Source organism: Pseudomonas sp. WS 5010, assembly GCF_012985565.1.
Lineage (GTDB): Bacteria > Pseudomonadota > Gammaproteobacteria > Pseudomonadales > Pseudomonadaceae > Aquipseudomonas.
The window spans coordinates 105,333-122,447 of sequence record NZ_JAAQWQ010000006.1; the positions used below are offsets into that span (position 1 = coordinate 105,333).

The following is a 17,115-nucleotide window of genomic DNA, read 5'->3' on the forward strand; positions in this document are numbered from 1 at the left end:
CCAGCACGCCCGGCAAGCCCTCACTTGGTGCAGTGCAACCGACCAGTACAGCCCATGGCCCACATAACAAGGCAGCGCAGCCAATAGGCACAGCCTTTGCAAATGCTCTGGCAACGCCCCTATCCGCCCCCTGAAAATATTGAGTTCTGGAGACCGCACCATGAAGCGTCGCAGCTTGATCAAGGCTTTCACTCTGTCGGCATCCATTGCCGCCATGGGCCTGACCTGGACCGTCCAGGCCGCCGAGACCATCAAGGTCGGCATCCTGCACTCGCTGTCCGGGACCATGGCCATCTCCGAAACGTCCCTCAAGGACATGGCGCTGATGACCATCGACGAGATCAACGCCAAGGGCGGGGTGAACGGCAAGATGCTCGAAGCGGTGGTGGTCGACCCGGCCTCCAACTGGCCGCTGTTCGCCGAAAAGGGCCGGCAGTTGCTGACCCAGGACAAGGTCGCGGTGGTGTTCGGCTGCTGGACCTCGGTGTCGCGTAAATCGGTGCTGCCGGTGTTCGAAGAACTCAACGGCCTGTTGTTCTACCCGGTGCAATACGAAGGCGAGGAAATGTCGCCCAACGTGTTCTACACCGGCGCCGCGCCGAACCAGCAAGCGATCCCGGCAGTGGAATACCTGATGAGCGAAGAAGGCGGCAGCGCCAAGCGCTTCTTCCTGCTGGGCACCGACTACGTGTACCCGCGCACCACCAACAAAATCCTGCGCGCGTTCCTGCATTCCAAAGGCGTAGCCGACAAGGACATCGAAGAGGTCTACACCCCGTTCGGCCATAGCGATTACCAGACCATCGTGGCCAACATCAAAAAATTCTCGGCGGGTGGCAAGACCGCCGTGGTGTCCACCGTCAATGGTGACTCCAACGTGCCGTTCTACAAGGAACTGGCCAACCAGGGCCTGAAGGCGACCGAGGTGCCTGTGGTGGCGTTCTCGGTAGGCGAGGAAGAACTGCGCGGCATCGACACCAAACCGCTGGTGGGCAACCTGGCGGCGTGGAACTACTTCCAGTCGGTAGAGAACCCGGTCAACGCCAAGTTCGTCGCCGACTGGAAAGCCTACGCCAAGGCGAAAAACCTGCCGGGTGCCGACAAGGCCGTGACCAACGACCCGATGGAAGCCACCTACGTCGGCATCCATATGTGGGCGCAGGCGGTGGAGAAAGCCAAGTCCACCGACGTCGACAAAGTGCGTGAAGCCCTGGCCGGCCAGACCTTCGCCGCGCCGTCGGGCTACACCCTGACCATGGACAAGACCAACCACCACCTGCACAAGCCGGTGATGATTGGCGAGATCCAGTCCGACGGCCAGTTCTCGGTGGTGTGGCAGACCGAAGGGCCGATCCGCGCCCAGCCGTGGAGCCCGTACATCCCTGGCAATGACAAGAAGCCGGATCACGCGGTCAAGAGCAACTAAGCCCCAACCCACGAGCCCGCCCCCTGTAGGAGCTGGCTTGTCGGCGATAGCAGCGTGTCAGTGACAGATGAATCGACTGACACACCGCAATCGCCGGCAAGCCGGCTCCTACAGGGGGTAGGTGTTCACCCCGTCCGCGCATGTTCAGGACAATTTGTTATGCCCACTGCCCTCCACCGCTTCCTCCTGGCCTGCCTGCTGTTGCTGCCCCTGGCCGCACACGCCGGCGATGCCGAAGATTTCCTCGCCGCCAACCCGAGCCAACAGGCCAAGCTGTTGCAGGACTGGGCCGCCCAGCCTGACCCTGCGCGTATCGAGTTGGTCAACGCCCTGCAACAAGGCCAACTCACGGTCAACGGCGAAGCCAAGACCGTGCGCCTGAACAACCGCCTGCGCGGCCTGATCGACAATGTGCAAGCCAGCCAGCAACTGCTCGCCGCCGATCCCAAGGTGCGCCTGGCCGCCGCCCGAACCCTGCAAAAAAGCGCGCAACCGGCGCAGCTGAAATTCCTCGACCAGCAGCTCGCCAGCGAAACCCATGACCCGGTGCACAGCGCCCTGAGCCTGGCCCTGGCCAACCTGCAACTGGTCGACACCGACCCGGCCGTGCGCCTGGCTGCCGTGCGCCTGCTCGGCAGCACCGGCGACCCGCTGGCCCGCACGCGCCTGGAGGCCCTGCTGGCGCCCGGCGTGGAAGCCGACGCCGCAGTACACACCGCGGCCGAAACCAGCCTGGCCCAGGTCAAGCGCAAGCTGCTGGTGGGCGAGATCCTCGGGCAAGCCTTCAGCGGTATGTCCCTGGGCTCGATCCTGTTGCTGGCGGCCCTGGGCCTGGCGATCACCTTCGGCCTGCTCGGGGTGATCAACATGGCGCACGGCGAGATGCTGATGCTCGGTGCCTACTCCACCTATGTGGTGCAGTTGCTGATGCAGCGCTATGTGCCCCAGGCCATCGAGTTCTACCCGCTGATCGCGCTGCCGGTGGCGTTTTTTGTCACCGCCGGCATCGGCATGGCCCTGGAGCGCACGGTGATCCGTCACCTCTACGGCCGCCCACTGGAAACCCTGCTGGCCACCTGGGGCATCAGCCTGATGCTGATCCAACTGGTACGCCTGCTTTTCGGCGCACAGAACGTCGAAGTGGCCAACCCGGCCTGGCTGTCGGGCGGGATCCAGGTACTGCCCAACCTGGTGTTGCCATACAACCGCATCGTCATCATCGGCTTTGCCCTGTGCGTGGTGGTGCTGACCTGGCTGCTGCTGAACAAGACCCGCCTGGGCCTCAACGTGCGCGCCGTCACCCAGAACCGCAACATGGCCGCCTGCTGCGGCGTGCCCACCGGGCGTGTGGACATGCTCGCCTTTGGCCTCGGCTCGGGCATCGCCGGCTTAGGCGGCGTAGCCCTGAGCCAGATCGGCAACGTCGGCCCGGACCTGGGCCAAAGTTACATCATCGACTCGTTCCTGGTGGTGGTGCTCGGTGGCGTCGGCCAACTGGCCGGCAGTGTCATGGCCGCCTTTGGCCTGGGCATCGCCAACAAAATTCTTGAACCGCAGATCGGTGCCGTACTCGGCAAGATCCTGATCCTCGCGCTGATCATTCTGTTTATCCAGAAACGCCCGCAAGGACTCTTCGCACTGAAAGGACGGGTGATCGACTGATGAACCAGCCATTGATGCTCACGGCCGCGCAAAAGGCCGGCCCCAAGGTGACGATTGCAGTGGGCGCGGTGATCCTCGCCGTGCTGCTGGCGTTGCCGCTGCTGTCGCTGCTGCCGGCCGATAACGCATTGCATGTCTCGGCCTACACCCTGACGCTGGTGGGCAAGATCCTCTGTTACGCCATCGTTGCCTTGGCCCTGGACCTGGTGTGGGGCTACGCCGGCATGCTGTCCCTGGGCCACGGCCTGTTCTTTGCCCTTGGCGGCTACGCCATGGGCATGTACCTGATGCGCCAGGCCGCCGGCAGCGAGTTGCCGGCGTTCATGACCTTCCTGTCGTGGACCGAACTGCCGTGGTATTGGCTCGGCACCCAGCACTTCCTCTGGGCCCTGTGCCTGGTGGTGTTGGCGCCGGGTCTGCTGGCGCTGGTGTTCGGCTTCTTTGCCTTCCGCTCACGGATCAAGGGCGTGTATTTTTCGATCATGACCCAGGCCCTGACCTTTGCCGGGATGCTCTTGTTTTTCCGCAACGAGACCGGCTTTGGCGGCAATAACGGCTTTACCAACTTCCGTAGCATCCTGGGGTTTGGCATCACCGAGCCGGGCACCCGCGCGGCGCTGTTCCTGGCCACGGTGCTGCTGTTGGTGGGCAGCCTGTTTATCGGCTGGCGCCTGGCCCGGAGCAAGTTCGGCCGGGTGCTGACGGCCCTGCGCGACGCGGAGAACCGCCTGATGTTCTGCGGCTACGACCCGCGGGGTTTCAAGCTGTTTGTGTGGGTGTTGAGCGCGGTGCTGTGCGGCCTGGCCGGTGCGTTGTACGTGCCGCAGGTGGGCATCATCAACCCCAGCGAAATGTCGCCGACCAACTCCATCGAGGCCGCCGTGTGGGTGGCCCTGGGCGGGCGCGGCACCCTGATCGGCCCGCTGCTGGGTGCCGGCGTGGTCAACGGCATGAAGAGCTGGTTCACCGTGGCCTTCCCGGAGTACTGGCTGTTCTTCCTGGGGGCGCTGTTCATCATCGTCACGCTGTATCTGCCCAAGGGCATCATCGGCCTGCTGAAGAAAAGGGGCGAACAATGAGAGTCACGGCAACCGACCAGTTCATGCTCGAACCGATCATCGAACCGAACCGCGACCAGGGCACCAGTCGCGACGCCATCGGCCTCGGCCAGGCCGCCGGCAAGGGCCTCAATACCCGCCACGGCACGATCCTGACCCTGGAAGACATCAGCGTCAGCTTCGATGGCTTCAAGGCCCTCAACGACCTCAACCTGTATATCGGCGTCGGCGAGCTGCGCTGCATCATCGGCCCCAACGGCGCGGGCAAGACCACCCTGATGGACGTGATCACCGGCAAGACCCGCCCCAGCCACGGCAAGGCCTGGTTCGGCGAAACCCTGGACCTGACGCGCATGAGCGAAGTGCAGATCGCCCAGGCCGGCATTGGCCGCAAGTTCCAGAAACCCACGGTGTTCGAGGCCCTGAGCGTGTTCGAGAACCTGGAGCTGGCGCAGAAGACCGACAAGTCCGTGTGGGCCAGCCTGCGGGCGCGCCTGAGCGGTGAACAGAAGGACCGCATCGATGAAGTGCTCGACACCATTCGCCTGACGACTTCGGTACAGCGCCCGGCGGGTTTACTGTCCCACGGCCAGAAGCAGTTTTTGGAAATCGGCATGCTGCTGATGCAAGACCCACAACTGTTGCTGCTCGATGAACCGGTGGCCGGCATGACCGACGCCGAGACCGAGTTCACCGCCGAGTTGTTCAAGCGCCTGGCGGGCAAGCATTCGCTGATGGTGGTGGAGCACGACATGGGCTTTGTCGGCTCGATTGCCGACCATGTGACGGTGCTGCACCAGGGCAGCGTGCTGGCGGAGGGGTCGCTGGAGCAGGTGCAGGAAAACGAGCGGGTGATCGAGGTGTACCTCGGTCGCTAAGCCTGATGCAATCCGCGTTATGTAGGAGCTGGCTGGCCAGCGATAGCCAGGGTGACTGACACAGCGCCATCGCAGGCAAGCCGGCTCCCACATTTGATCCGGTTCCCACAGGGGAATTGAGGAGATTTTGAACATGCTGCAAGTCGACAAATTGCACCAGTACTACGGCGGCAGCCACATCCTGCGCGGCCTTTCGTTCGACGTGAAAGTCGGCGAAGTCACATGCCTGCTCGGCCGTAACGGCGTGGGCAAGACCACCCTGCTCAAATGCCTGATGGGCCTGCTGCCCGCCAAGGAAGGCGCGGTGAACTGGGAAGGCAAGGCCATCACCGGGTTCAAGCCGCACCAGCGCGTGCACGCCGGTATCGCCTATGTGCCCCAGGGCCGCGAGATTTTCGGGCGGCTGACGGTGGAAGAAAACCTGCTGATGGGCCTGTCGCGTTTTCCCGGCAGCGAAGCCAAGCAAGTCCCGGCGTTTATCTACGAACTGTTCCCGGTGTTGCTGCAAATGAAGCATCGGCGCGGCGGCGACTTGTCCGGTGGTCAGCAACAGCAGTTGGCAATTGGCCGTGCGCTGGCCAGCCGTCCGCGCCTGTTGATCCTCGATGAGCCCACCGAAGGCATCCAGCCCTCGGTGATCAAGGAGATCGGCGCGGTGATCAAGAAGCTCGCAGAACGCGGCGACATGGCGATTTTGCTGGTGGAGCAGTTCTACGACTTCGCCGCCGAACTGGCCGATCAATACCTGGTGATGTCGCGGGGGGAAATCGTCCAGCAGGGCCGCGGAGAAAATATGGAGGCCGAGGGTGTACGCGGCCTGGTTACCATCTAATCTGTAGCGTCTCGTTGATAAGCCCTGACCATGACCGTTCCTGCCCCCACCGCTCTGTTCACCCCCAGTTGGCACGCCGCGCTGGAGTTGGGTTATGCACGCTTTGGCGCCAGCACGCGCCCGGTGCTGCGCCGCCACCTGGGCCCGCTGCGGGTGCAAAAGCACCTGTATGCCGAAGGCCCCGAGGTGTGCCAGCACATCATCGTGCACCCGCCGGGCGGGATTGCCGGGGGCGATCGCCTGGAGATCACCGCCCACCTGGCTGAGGGCGCGTGGGCGCAACTGACCAGCCCCGGCGCCGCCAAGTGGTACCGTGCCAGCGGGCCGGCCTACCAGCAGGTGGCCTTGACAGTCGAGGCCGGCGCCACCCTGGAGTGGCTGCCCCAGGAAACCATCGTGTTCAGTGCGGCCCAGGCCGAACTCAGCACCCGCATCGACCTGCACGGCGACGCCCGGCTGTTGTACTGGGACGTGGTGGCGCTGGGGCGCCCGGCCAGCGGCGAACGTTTCGACCGTGGGCACTTCCAGTCGCACCTGGATATCCGTCGCGACGGCCAGTTGCTCTGGCATGAACGCCAACGCATCGTCGGCGACGACGGCCTGCTCGACTCGCCGATTGGCCTGGATGGGCAGCCGGTGTTCGCCACGTTGCTGGTGAGCGGGGAAATCGATACCGAACTGCTTGAACAATGCCGAGCGCTGCCGCATGCAGTGCGTGGCGACCTGACCCAACTGCCGGGTTTGCTGGTGGCGCGCTGCCTGGCCAGCGAGACGTTACTGGCGCGGGCCTGGTTGATTGATCTGTGGCGACTGTTGCGCCCGGCGCTGCTGGGGCGTGAGGCCATACCACCAAGAATTTGGAACACATGAGATCAAAATGTGGGAGCGGGCTTGCTCGCGAATGCGGTGTATCAGTCAACATATCCATTACTGACCCACCGCATTCGCGAGCAAGCCCGCTCCCACATTGGACCTGTGTTGTTAATAATTGTTTTTCAAAACGGACTGCTGACCATGGACCTGACCCCAAGGGAAAAAGACAAGCTGCTGATCTTCACCGCAGGCCTGGTGGCCGAGCGCCGCCTGGCGCGTGGGGTGAAACTCAATTACCCGGAAACCATCGCCTACATCTCCGCGGCCCTGCTCGAAGGCGCGCGCGACGGGCGCACCGTGGCCGACCTGATGCACTTTGGCACCACCCTGCTCAGCCGCGAGCAAGTGATGGAAGGCATCCCGGAGATGATCTCGGATATCCAGGTCGAAGCCACCTTCCCCGACGGCACCAAACTGGTGACCGTCCACCAACCCATCGCCTGAGGCCCGGCCATGTCCTTGCTGATTCGTGACGCGGTGCACGGCGATCTGCCGGCGATCCGCGATATCTACAACGATGCCGTGCTCAACACCACGGCCATCTGGAACGATCAACCAGTGGACCTGGGCAATCGCCAGGCCTGGTTCAGCGCACGCCAGGCGCAGTTTTATCCGATCCTGGTGGCGGTGGAGGCCGAGCAGGTGCTCGGCTATGCCTCGTTCGGCGACTGGCGGCCCTTCGACGGCTTTCGCCACACCGTCGAGCATTCGGTGTACGTGCGCAACGACCAACGCGGCAAAGGCCTGGGCCCGCTGCTGATGCAGGCCCTGATCGAACGCGCCCGGGCGTGCGACAAACACGTGATGGTTGCCGCCATCGAAAGCGGCAACCAGGCCTCGATCCGCCTGCACGAACGCCTGGGCTTTGGCATCACCGGGCAGATGGCCCAGGTGGGCACCAAGTTTGGCCGCTGGCTGGACCTGACCTTTATGCAACTGCTGCTCAACCCCGGCGCCCAGCCGCCGGCGGTCCACAAGGAGTAATACCGATGAATGCTGCCCAACTGCGTCGAGTCAATGCTGAAAGTTTTGCCCATTACCGCCTGGGTTTGATTGAGCTGTTGCTGGACGCGGTGAAGCATGGCGCTTCGGTGGGTTTCATGGCCGATTTCGATGATGCCCAGGCCCGCACCTATTTGAGCGGTGTGCAGGCGAGTATCGAGGAGGGCAGCCTGCTGCTCTGGGTAGTGGTGCGCGACGAGCAAGTGATAGCCAGTGTGCAATTGGCGTTGTGCCTCAAAGCCAACGGCCTCAACCGCGCCGAAGTGCAAAAACTGCTGGTGCACAGCAGCGCCCGCCGCCATGGCCTGGGCCAGCAACTGATGAGCGCTCTGGAACTCGCCGCGCGCCAGCACAAACGCGGCCTGCTGTACCTGGACACCGAGGCCGGCTCCGGTGCCGAAGCCTTCTACCAGGCGCTGCGCTACACAAAAATCGGCGAGTTGCCGGATTACTGCCAAAGCCCGGACGGGCACTACAGCCCGACCGCCATCTACTTCAAGACCCTGGGGCAACCTGCATGATTCCTGGTGAATATCAGATCCAGCCTGGTGCAATCGAACTCAACGTGGGCCGCCGCACGGTCACCCTGAACGTGGCCAACAGCGGCGACCGTCCGATCCAGGTGGGTTCCCATTACCATTTTTTCGAGACCAATGACGCGCTGACCTTTGACCGCGCCCTCAGCCGCGGCATGCGCCTGAACATCCCGGCGGGCACGGCGGTGCGCTTTGAACCGGGGCAGAGTCGCGAGGTGGAGTTAGTGGAGCTGGCAGGGTTGCGCCGGGTGTTCGGGTTTGCCGGGAAGATCATGGGTGATCTTTAGGGCCTCATCGCAGGCAAGCCAGCTCCCACATGGGAATGCATTTCAAATGTAGGAGCTGGCTTGCCGGCGATAGCGGTTTCACATTCAACACATATTTTCCAGGGTTCACACACATGAAAATCAGCCGCCAAGCCTACGCCGACATGTACGGCCCCACCGTCGGTGACAAGGTCCGCCTCGCCGACACCGAACTGTTCATCGAAGTGGAGCAGGACTTCACGGTTTATGGCGAAGAAGTGAAGTTCGGCGGCGGCAAAGTCATCCGCGATGGCCAGGGCCAAAGCCAACTGCTCGCCCATGAAGTGGTGGATACGCTGATCACCAACGCGCTGATCATCGACCACTGGGGCATCGTCAAGGCCGACGTTGGCTTGAAGAATGGCCGCATCCACGCCATTGGCAAGGCCGGTAACCCGGACATCCAGCCCGGCGTGACCATGGCCATCGGCGCCAGCACCGAAGTGATCGCCGGTGAAGGCATGATCCTCACCGCCGGCGGCATCGACTCACATGTGCATTTCATCTGCCCGCAGCAGATCGAAGAGGCGCTGACCAGCGGCGTCACCACCATGATCGGCGGCGGCACCGGACCGGCCACCGGCACCAATGCCACCACCTGTACTTCAGGCCCGTGGCACCTGGCGCGCATGCTGCAAGCCAGCGACTCATTCCCGATGAACATCGGCTTTACCGGCAAGGGTAATGCCAGCCTGCCCGAGCCGCTGATCGAGCAGGTCAAGGCCGGCGCCATCGGTTTGAAGCTGCACGAAGACTGGGGCACCACGCCCGCCAGCATCGACAACTGCCTGAGCGTGGCCGATGAGTACGATGTGCAGGTGGCGATCCACAGCGACACGCTCAACGAGTCGGGCTTCGTCGAAACCACCCTCGCCGCGCTCAAGGGGCGCACCATCCACACCTATCACACCGAGGGTGCCGGTGGCGGCCACGCGCCGGACATCATCAAGGCCTGCGGTTTCCCTAACGTACTGCCCAGCTCCACCAACCCGACGCGGCCGTTCACCCGCAACACCATCGACGAGCACTTGGACATGTTGATGGTCTGCCATCACCTGGACCCGAGCATTGCCGAAGACGTGGCGTTCGCCGAAAGCCGCATCCGCCGCGAAACCATCGCCGCCGAAGATATCCTGCACGACCTTGGCGCCTTCTCGATGATCAGCTCCGACAGCCAGGCCATGGGCCGCGTGGGCGAAGTGATCACACGCACCTGGCAAACCGCCGACAAGATGAAGAAACAACGCGGGCCACTGCCTGGCGACGGCGCGGGCAACGACAACTTCCGCGCCAAGCGCTACATCGCCAAGTACACCATCAACCCGGCGATCACCCACGGCATCAGCCATGAAGTGGGCTCCATCGAAGTCGGCAAATGGGCCGACCTGGTGTTGTGGCGCCCGGCGTTCTTCGGCATCAAGCCCACCCTGATCCTCAAGGGCGGGGCGATTGCGTCCAGCCTGATGGGCGATGCCAATGCGTCAATCCCCACCCCGCAGCCGGTGCACTACCGCCCGATGTTCGCCAGCTTCGGCAGCTCGCTGCACGCCACCAGCCTGACGTTTATCAGCCAGGCGGCGCTGGCAGAGGGCCTGCCGCAGGCCTTGGGCCTGAAGAAGCAGATCGCGGTGGTCAAGGGTTGCCGCCAGGTGCAAAAGAGCGACTTGATCCACAACGACTACCTGCCAGATATCGAGGTCGATCCGCAGACCTACCAGGTCAAGGCCGATGGCCAGCTGTTGTGGTGCGAGCCGGCGGACGTGCTGCCGATGGCCCAGCGTTACTTCCTGTTCTGACCGTTCATCGGCAGGCACCTGCTGTGCCAGTGAAGCCGGGAGACGTTGGCGCTACGATGCGCGACGTTTGTTCACTGTCTTGCATTTGGGAACCTGGCTATGCGCCTATCCGAATTCATCGTGTTGCATGCCGACCGAATCGTCGATGAATGGGAACAGTTTGCCGAAACCCTGACCCCGGCCGCCGAAACCCTGAACCGCGCGCAACTGCGCGACCACGCCCGTTCGATCCTGCTGGCCGCCGCGCGGGACATGAACACCCGCCAGAGCGCCAGCGAACAGGCGGCCAAGGCCAAGGGCGAAGGCCCGGAAAAGACCCCGAGCCTGGACGAAGCGGCCGCCAGCCATGGCGAACTGCGCCATACCGTGGGTTTTGACCTGGTGCAGATGACCTCCGAGTTCCGCCACCTGCGCGCCTGTGTGATTCGCCTGTGGGTCAATAGCCTGGAATCGCCGGACCTGGACTATTTCCAGGACATGATCCGCTTCAACGAAGCCATCGACGAAGCCCTGGCCGAATCCACGGCGGCCTACGCCGAGCAGGTCAATCGCTCGCGGGATATTTTCCTCGCCATCCTCGGCCACCACCTGCGCGCGCCCTTGCAGGCGGTGAAGATGTCCACCGAGATGTTGTTGCGCAAAGCTGCGTTGGACAGCAACGGTTTGAGCCTGCTGGGCAATATCCAAAATGGTGCGCGGCACATGGAGGCGATGGTCAGCGACCTGTTGGAGTTTGTTCGCAGCCGACTGGGCAGCAGCCTGCCTATCGAACCCAAGCCGATGAACCTGGCCGATGCTGCCAAAGAGGCCATCAATGAAGCGTGCGCAGGCCGCCCGGACTGCCGGGTTCACCTGCACATCGACGGGGAAACCCAAGGGCTGTGGGATCGCGGGCGCATTGATCAGCTGTTGCAGAACCTGATCGGCAATGCACTGCAGCACGGCCTCAACAGCCAGGCGGTGACCCTGAGCCTGGACGGCACGCCCGACAGCGTGGAACTGCGCATGCACAACTACGGCCAGCCGATTCCCCAGGCGGCGCTGGGCACCGTGTTCGACCCGCTGGTACGCAGCGCCAACGAAGAGCTGGGCAGCAACTCGACCAGCCTCGGGCTGGGCTTGTTTATCGTCAAGGAAGTGGTGCAGGCCCATGGGGGCACGATTGAAGTGACGTCCAGCGAGGCGGCGGGCACCACGTTTACCGTAGTGCTGCCGCGCCAGTAGACACCACCGATCCCCTGTAGGAGCTGTCGAGCTTTAGCGAGGCGGCGATAGCGGTGGGTCAGGCAGCATCAATGCTGGCAGTGCCGCCGCCATCGCAGCCTCGCCGGGGCTCGACAGCTCCTACATTTCATTTGCGATGTGGCGCAAATTTGTGCCCGGCAACGATCCCTTGTAGGAGCTGTCGAGCTTTAGCGAGGCGGCGATAGCGGTGGGTCAGGCAGAATCAATGCTGGCAATGCCGCCGCCATCGCAGCCTCGCCGGGGCTCGACAGCTCCTACATTTCATTTGCGATGTGGCGCAAATTTGTGCCCGGCAACAATCCTCGGTAGGAGCTGTCGAGCTTTAGCGAGGCGGCGATGGCGGTGGGTCAGGCAGCATCAATGCTGGTAATGCCGCCGCCATCGCTGGCAAGCCAGCTCCTACAGGGTTTTGCTGATTTCCCACACAGGGTGGTTAGCGGCCCCAGGTTTCCCGTGGATCAAAATTGGCCTTTTGCGCCAGTTCCTGCCACAGCGCCTTGACCTCATCGTCACTGCTTTTGGGCATCACGGCCTTGAGCTGCACAAACAGGTACCCGCGCTGCCCGGCCTTGTTCAGCAAGCCATGGCCCTTGGCCCGCATGCGCTGGCCGTTCTGGCTGCCGGCCGGGACCTTGAGGTTGATCTTGCCGGTCAGGGTCGGCACTGCGACTTCCGCGCCCAGAGCCAATTCCCACGGTGCCAGCGGCAAAGTGATCACCAGATTTTCGCCTTCCACCTCGAACTTCGGGTGCGGCGCAAAACGGATGATCAGGTACAAGTCGCCATTGGCGCCGCCACCGATCCCCGGAGCACCCTGGCCCTTGAGGCGAATGCGCTCGCCATCGGCCACACCGGCCGGAATCTTCACGTTCAGGCTCTTGGTGGTGTTGCTGACGTGCTGGCCCGCCGCATTGTATTGCGGCACCTGGAAGCTGATTGCCTTGGGCTCGGTGGACAGGGTCTCCTCCAGGAACACCGGCAACTCCATCTCCACATCCTGGCCGCGTCGCCCGGGGCTGCGCCCCTGGGCGCCGCCAAAGCCGTTGCCACGCGAGCCGAAGATCGAGCTGAAGAAGTCCGAAAACTCGCCCGTATCCTGGCCACCGCCAAACCCGCCACGGCTCTGCCAACCTGGCGGCCCCTGGAAGGGCTGACCGTGCTGGCCATAGCGGCGCAATTCATCGTACTCGGCGCGCTTGTCGGCACTTTTCAGCGCCTCATAGGCTTCCGAGGCGTCCTTGAACTTCTCTTCCGCGTCCTTTTCCTTGCTGACGTCGGGATGATACTTACGGGCCAGCTTGCGATAAGCGGCCTTGATCTGCTTGTCATCGGCCGTCGGCTCGACACCAAGAATCTTGTAATAGTCTTTGAAATCCATGGGGGCATCACCATCCGTTATCGAGATCGCACAGTCGGGCCCTGCCTGCCTGGGCATTGCGGGGCGATTCGAGGTGCGTCAGAAAAATATCGGCGGCTTGCAGGACAAACTTGATCCTTTCGACAGCCACCAACCGTATGCACAGGAGTTGGGGGCAAGGAGCCGACCTTTCAAGGTAACAAGTCTGCTGTATTTAGCGGATAGTCGGCCTACGCATCTGCACGCGAGTGACATACACTGCGCGGCCGTTTTTTAACCGGAACCTGTTAGACATGAACAACACCTCTCCAGCCCGTGCCTGCGGCATCGACTTCGGCACGTCCAACTCCACTGTCGGCTGGATCCGTCCCGGCATGGAAACGCTTATCGCGCTGGAGGACGACAAGATCACCCTGCCGTCGGTGGTGTTCTTCAACTTCGAAGAACGCCGCCCGGTGTACGGCCGCCTGGCGCTGCACGAGTACCTGGAAGGCTACGAAGGCCGCCTGATGCGTTCGCTCAAGAGCCTGTTGGGCTCCAAGCTGATCAAGCACGACACCAGCGTGCTGGGCACGGCCATGCCGTTCAAGGACCTGCTGGGGCTGTTTATCGGCCAGCTCAAGAACCGCGCCGAAGCCACTGCCGGCCGTGAGTTCGAAGAAGTGGTACTGGGCCGCCCGGTATTTTTCGTCGACGACGACCCGATGGCCGACAAAGAGGCCGAAGACACCCTGGTGGACGTGGCCCGCAAGCTCGGCTTCAAGGAAGTCTCGTTCCAGTACGAGCCGATCGCCGCAGCCTTCGACTACGAATCCACCATTGAACAAGAAGAGTTGGTCCTGATTGTCGACATCGGCGGCGGTACCTCCGACTTCTCCCTGGTGCGCCTGTCGCCCGAGCGGCGCAAGCACGACAACCGCCACGACGACATCCTCGCCACCGGCGGCGTGCATATCGGCGGTACCGACTTCGACAAACAGCTCTCGCTGGCCGGCATGATGCCGCTGTTCGGCTACGGCAGCCGCATGAAAAGCGGGGCCTACATGCCCACCAGCCACCATATGAACCTGGCCACCTGGCACACCATCAACTCGGTGTACTCGCAAAAATCCCAGCTGGCCCTGGGCAGCATGCGCTACGACATCGAAGACACCGGCGGCATCGACCGCCTGTTCAAGCTGATCGAGCAGCGCGCCGGCCACTGGCTGGCGATGGAAGTGGAAGAAACCAAGATCCACCTCACCCACGACGACAGCCGCCACGTGCCGCTGGACCGGGTAGAACCGGGCCTGAGCGTGGAACTGAGCCGCGCCCTGTTCGAATCGTCCATCGACAACCTGCTGGAACGGGTGCGCAACAGCGTGACCCAACTGCTCGACGACGCCTCGGTGGACGTGGCCCAGGTCGACACGGTGTTCTTCACCGGCGGCTCCAGCGGCATCCCGGCCCTGCGCCACAGCATTTCGGCGATGCTGCCCAATGCCCGGCACGTGGAAGGCAACATCTTCGGCAGCATCGGCAGCGGGTTGGCGATCGAGGCAAGCAAGCGTTACGGCTACTGAGTATTAGCTGAAACCACGGCGCGCTCTTTCGCGAGCAAGCCCGCTCCCACATTTGGACCGCATTCCCAAGGCGGAACTCGGTCGACATGTGGGAGCGGGCTTGCCCGCGATAGGGCCAGCCTAGACGCCCTCAACCTTCAGACCATGCCACCCAGCTTCAACTCACTCTTCAAATACGCATAGTAAATCGGCCCTGCCACCACCCCAGGCAGGCCGAATGCGGCTTCAAACACCAGCATCGCCAACAACAACTCCCACGACTTGGCGCTGATCTGCCCGCCGACGATGCGGGCATTGAGGAAGTACTCGACCTTGTGGATCACGATCAGGTAGCCCAGCGCCGCCACCGCCACCCAGATCGACATCGACAACGCGACGATGGTGATCAGGGTGTTGGACATCAGGTTGCCGATCACCGGCAGCAGGCCCAGCAGGAAGGTGAGGACGATCAGGGTCTTGGTCAGCGGCAGGTGGATCCCCGCCAGCGGCAGCACCACCGCAAGGAAGATCCCGGTGAAGATGGTGTTGAGCGCAGCGATTTTGATTTGCGCAAAGACAATGTTGCGAAAAGCCTGGACCAGCAGGTGCAGGCGGTCGAACAACGCGGCTGCCAGGGGTTTGCGCTTGGTCAGGTCGGGGACCCGCTGCAGGGCGATGATGGCGCCCAGGACCATGCCGATCAGCAGGGTCACGAACATATGCGCCGCGTCCTTGCCCACCAGCTGCAGTTCGCTCAGGTGCTTGCTCAGCCATTCACCGATAGCCACGCGAAACTCGGCGGCGCTGGCCGGCAGGTAGGCGTCGAGGAACGGCGGCAACTGGCCGCGCGCGCGGTCGACCACGCCCATGAATTTATCGAGGGAAGCCCCGGGGTTTTCCGCTTCGTGCAGCAAAAAGCTGATGGCACCGGCAAAAATCAGGGTCAGCACGCTGACAATCACGGTGCCGAGCAATGCCACCGCCAGCCAGCGCGCGCGCCGGCCTTCGATCAAGCGTTGCAGTTGCGGGGTGAGCATGTTGACCAGTTCGAAGACCAACAGGCCAGCCAACAGGCTGGGCAGCAGTTTTAACGGTAGGACCAGCAGCAACCCGCCGAAAATGATGATGTAGCTGGCCAGCAACAACACATGACGCTGAGAAAACGTTGGCATACAGCCTCTAAACGAACGGCGTTAAAGGATGGGCAGTCTGCCAGCCTTGGGGCAATCAAGCGAGAAGTCTGATGGTTGTGAACACCATCAACTGTGGGAGCGGGCTTGCACGCGATGGCGCTGGTTGGCTGACACACCGCAATCGCGGGCAAGCCCGCTCCCACAGGGGTATTTAAGCGGGTCAGCCTTTAAGGCAGGTGCTCATAAAGGTTTTACGCGCATCGCCGGCCAGCGCCTTGGTTTTTGCCGTCGCGTTGCAGTCCTTCATTTTTTGCTGCTGCGGGGTCAGGGTCTTGGCGTCATTGGCGGCTGGGGCCGAGAGGCAGGTTTTCATGAAGGCCTTGCGCTCGTCGCCCTTCAAGGTCTTGGTGGAGGCTTCGGCGTTGCAGGTGGTCATTTTGTTTTGCTGGGCAGTGGCCGCAAACCCTTGGGAACAGAGCAGCAGACCGATCATCAACAACGGAATACGCAACATCTTCATGGAGTTTTCTCCCTGTTACCACGCCGAGGGGCGCGGCCTCCCCTGCAGTGTAGACAAAGCCTGTTACACCTTCACCTGCTACGTAAGTTCGTTCGTCGATACTGCTCCGGCGTACAGCCGGCCTGGCGCTGGAACATCGCAATAAACGCCGAGGCGGTGCTGTAGCCAAGGTCAAAGGCCACTTCCTGGACGCTGCGCGTGTTTTCCAGGGCCTCGATGGCCGCCAGAAAGCGCAGGCGCTGGCGCCATTCGCCAAAGCTCATGCCCAGTTCGCGCACAAATTGCCGGGCCAGGGTGCGCTCGCTGACGTGTACCTGCTGCGCCCATAGCGCCAGCGCGCGGTTGTCCCCGGGATCAGCCTGCATGCCTTCAAGCACGCTGAGCAGGCCGGGGCTACTGGCATACGGCAAGAAACAGTCATGCACCGGCGCCTGGCGCAGTTGGTCCACCAGCACCTGGGCCAGGCGCACGTCGGCTTCGTTGGCCGGGATATTCACGTCGCGCTCGGCAAAATCACTGAGGATGGCCTTGAGGATGTTGCTGATGGTCAGGGTGCAGGGCTGCGTGGGCAATTGCTCGCACAGGGACGGCGCCAGGTACACCGAGCGGTAGATAATTGCCTGGGCGTTGTAGGAACTGTGCTGGGTGTTGGGCGGGATCCACACCGCATATTGCGGCGGCGACATAAACCGGTTGCCGCCCACTTCAAAGCGCATCACGCCGCGGGCCGAGTAGTCCAGGGAGCCCCAGGCATGCTGGTGGCTGGAGGCGCGGCTGTCGGCGGCAAATTCCGAGTAGCGAAAGTACACCGGGGCCGGTAGCACGTCGAAATCGGGCAGGTTGATGTAGGTCTTCGGCATATTGTCTGGATACAGAGGCGGCTTGTCTGGATCGAAGTATAGGCTTCGATCCAGACAAAGGATAATCACCCCTCACTAACGTTCCTGGTTC

At 62.7% G+C, this 17,115-nt stretch carries 17 protein-coding genes; 13 read left to right on the top strand and 4 right to left on the bottom strand.

Annotated features, from left to right (window positions below; all coding sequences use genetic code 11):
• Positions 1 to 160: 160 nt before the first annotated feature.
• The 12 genes from urtA to HBO11_RS20680 all read left to right on the top strand — a co-directional run bounded on the left by urtA (position 161) and on the right by HBO11_RS20680 (position 11,592).
• A complete protein-coding gene (gene urtA / locus HBO11_RS20625) occupies positions 161 to 1,426 on the top strand; it encodes an urea ABC transporter substrate-binding protein (protein WP_169952098.1) in 1,266 nt (421 codons plus the stop codon).
• Between the two features lie 159 nt (positions 1,427 to 1,585).
• A complete protein-coding gene (gene urtB, locus HBO11_RS20630) occupies positions 1,586 to 3,088 on the top strand; it encodes an urea ABC transporter permease subunit UrtB (protein ID WP_169952100.1) in 1,503 nt (500 codons plus the stop codon).
• Entirely contained in the window at positions 3,088 to 4,167 is a 1,080-nt protein-coding gene (urtC, locus tag HBO11_RS20635; protein ID WP_169952102.1) for an urea ABC transporter permease subunit UrtC, read from the top strand. Before urtB ends, urtC begins: the two co-directional genes overlap by 1 nt.
• A 23-nt stretch (positions 4,168 to 4,190) precedes the next feature.
• On the top strand, positions 4,191 to 5,024 hold the full coding sequence (gene urtD / locus HBO11_RS20640; RefSeq protein ID WP_169952428.1) for an urea ABC transporter ATP-binding protein UrtD: 834 nt from the start codon (positions 4,191 to 4,193) through the stop codon (positions 5,022 to 5,024).
• A gap of 133 nt (positions 5,025 to 5,157) precedes the next feature.
• A complete protein-coding gene (gene urtE / locus HBO11_RS20645; protein WP_029297740.1) occupies positions 5,158 to 5,856 on the top strand; it encodes an urea ABC transporter ATP-binding subunit UrtE in 699 nt (232 codons plus the stop codon).
• 30 nt (positions 5,857 to 5,886) lie between these two features.
• On the top strand, positions 5,887 to 6,726 hold the full coding sequence (locus tag HBO11_RS20650) for an urease accessory protein UreD (RefSeq protein WP_169952104.1): 840 nt from the start codon (positions 5,887 to 5,889) through the stop codon (positions 6,724 to 6,726).
• 144 nt (positions 6,727 to 6,870) lie between these two features.
• A complete protein-coding gene (locus HBO11_RS20655) occupies positions 6,871 to 7,173 on the top strand; it encodes an urease subunit gamma (RefSeq protein WP_169952106.1) in 303 nt (100 codons plus the stop codon).
• A gap of 9 nt (positions 7,174 to 7,182) precedes the next feature.
• Entirely contained in the window at positions 7,183 to 7,713 is a 531-nt protein-coding gene (locus HBO11_RS20660) for a GNAT family N-acetyltransferase (RefSeq protein ID WP_169952108.1), read from the top strand.
• 5 nt (positions 7,714 to 7,718) lie between these two features.
• Positions 7,719 to 8,252 (top strand): GNAT family N-acetyltransferase, encoded by a 534-nt coding sequence (locus HBO11_RS20665; protein WP_169952110.1) that lies wholly within the window; start codon positions 7,719 to 7,721, stop codon positions 8,250 to 8,252.
• Complete coding sequence (locus tag HBO11_RS20670) at positions 8,249 to 8,554, top strand: urease subunit beta (protein WP_169952112.1); 306 nt, start codon at positions 8,249 to 8,251, stop codon at positions 8,552 to 8,554. Before HBO11_RS20665 ends, HBO11_RS20670 begins: the two co-directional genes overlap by 4 nt.
• 113 nt (positions 8,555 to 8,667) lie before the next feature.
• Complete coding sequence (ureC, locus tag HBO11_RS20675) at positions 8,668 to 10,368, top strand: urease subunit alpha (RefSeq protein ID WP_169952114.1); 1,701 nt, start codon at positions 8,668 to 8,670, stop codon at positions 10,366 to 10,368.
• 99 nt (positions 10,369 to 10,467) lie between these two features.
• Positions 10,468 to 11,592: a HAMP domain-containing sensor histidine kinase gene (locus HBO11_RS20680; protein ID WP_170058948.1), complete on the top strand. Its 1,125-nt coding sequence runs from the start codon at positions 10,468 to 10,470 to the stop codon at positions 11,590 to 11,592.
• 454 nt (positions 11,593 to 12,046) lie between these two features.
• Here the strand turns inward: HBO11_RS20680 and HBO11_RS20685 are convergent, their stop codons facing one another.
• The gene (locus HBO11_RS20685) at positions 12,047 to 12,991 is read right to left on the bottom strand and encodes a DnaJ C-terminal domain-containing protein (RefSeq protein ID WP_169952118.1); all 945 of its coding nucleotides are present in this window, start codon (positions 12,989 to 12,991) and stop codon (positions 12,047 to 12,049) included.
• A gap of 272 nt (positions 12,992 to 13,263) precedes the next feature.
• On the opposite strand from HBO11_RS20685, the gene HBO11_RS20690 reads away from it, so the two are divergent.
• On the top strand, positions 13,264 to 14,532 hold the full coding sequence (locus tag HBO11_RS20690) for an Hsp70 family protein (RefSeq protein WP_169952120.1): 1,269 nt from the start codon (positions 13,264 to 13,266) through the stop codon (positions 14,530 to 14,532).
• 137 nt (positions 14,533 to 14,669) lie between these two features.
• On the opposite strand, the gene HBO11_RS20695 is transcribed toward HBO11_RS20690, so the two are convergent.
• The 3 genes from HBO11_RS20695 to HBO11_RS20705 all read right to left on the bottom strand — a co-directional run bounded on the left by HBO11_RS20695 (position 14,670) and on the right by HBO11_RS20705 (position 17,024).
• On the bottom strand, positions 14,670 to 15,683 hold the full coding sequence (locus tag HBO11_RS20695) for an AI-2E family transporter (RefSeq protein WP_169952122.1): 1,014 nt from the start codon (positions 15,681 to 15,683) through the stop codon (positions 14,670 to 14,672).
• A gap of 181 nt (positions 15,684 to 15,864) precedes the next feature.
• On the bottom strand, positions 15,865 to 16,164 hold the full coding sequence (locus HBO11_RS20700) for a PsiF family protein (RefSeq protein WP_169952124.1): 300 nt from the start codon (positions 16,162 to 16,164) through the stop codon (positions 15,865 to 15,867).
• Between the two features lie 71 nt (positions 16,165 to 16,235).
• Positions 16,236 to 17,024, bottom strand: a complete 789-nt coding sequence (locus HBO11_RS20705) for a helix-turn-helix transcriptional regulator (RefSeq protein WP_169952126.1) — start codon at positions 17,022 to 17,024, stop codon at positions 16,236 to 16,238.
• Positions 17,025 to 17,115 lie beyond the last annotated feature (91 nt).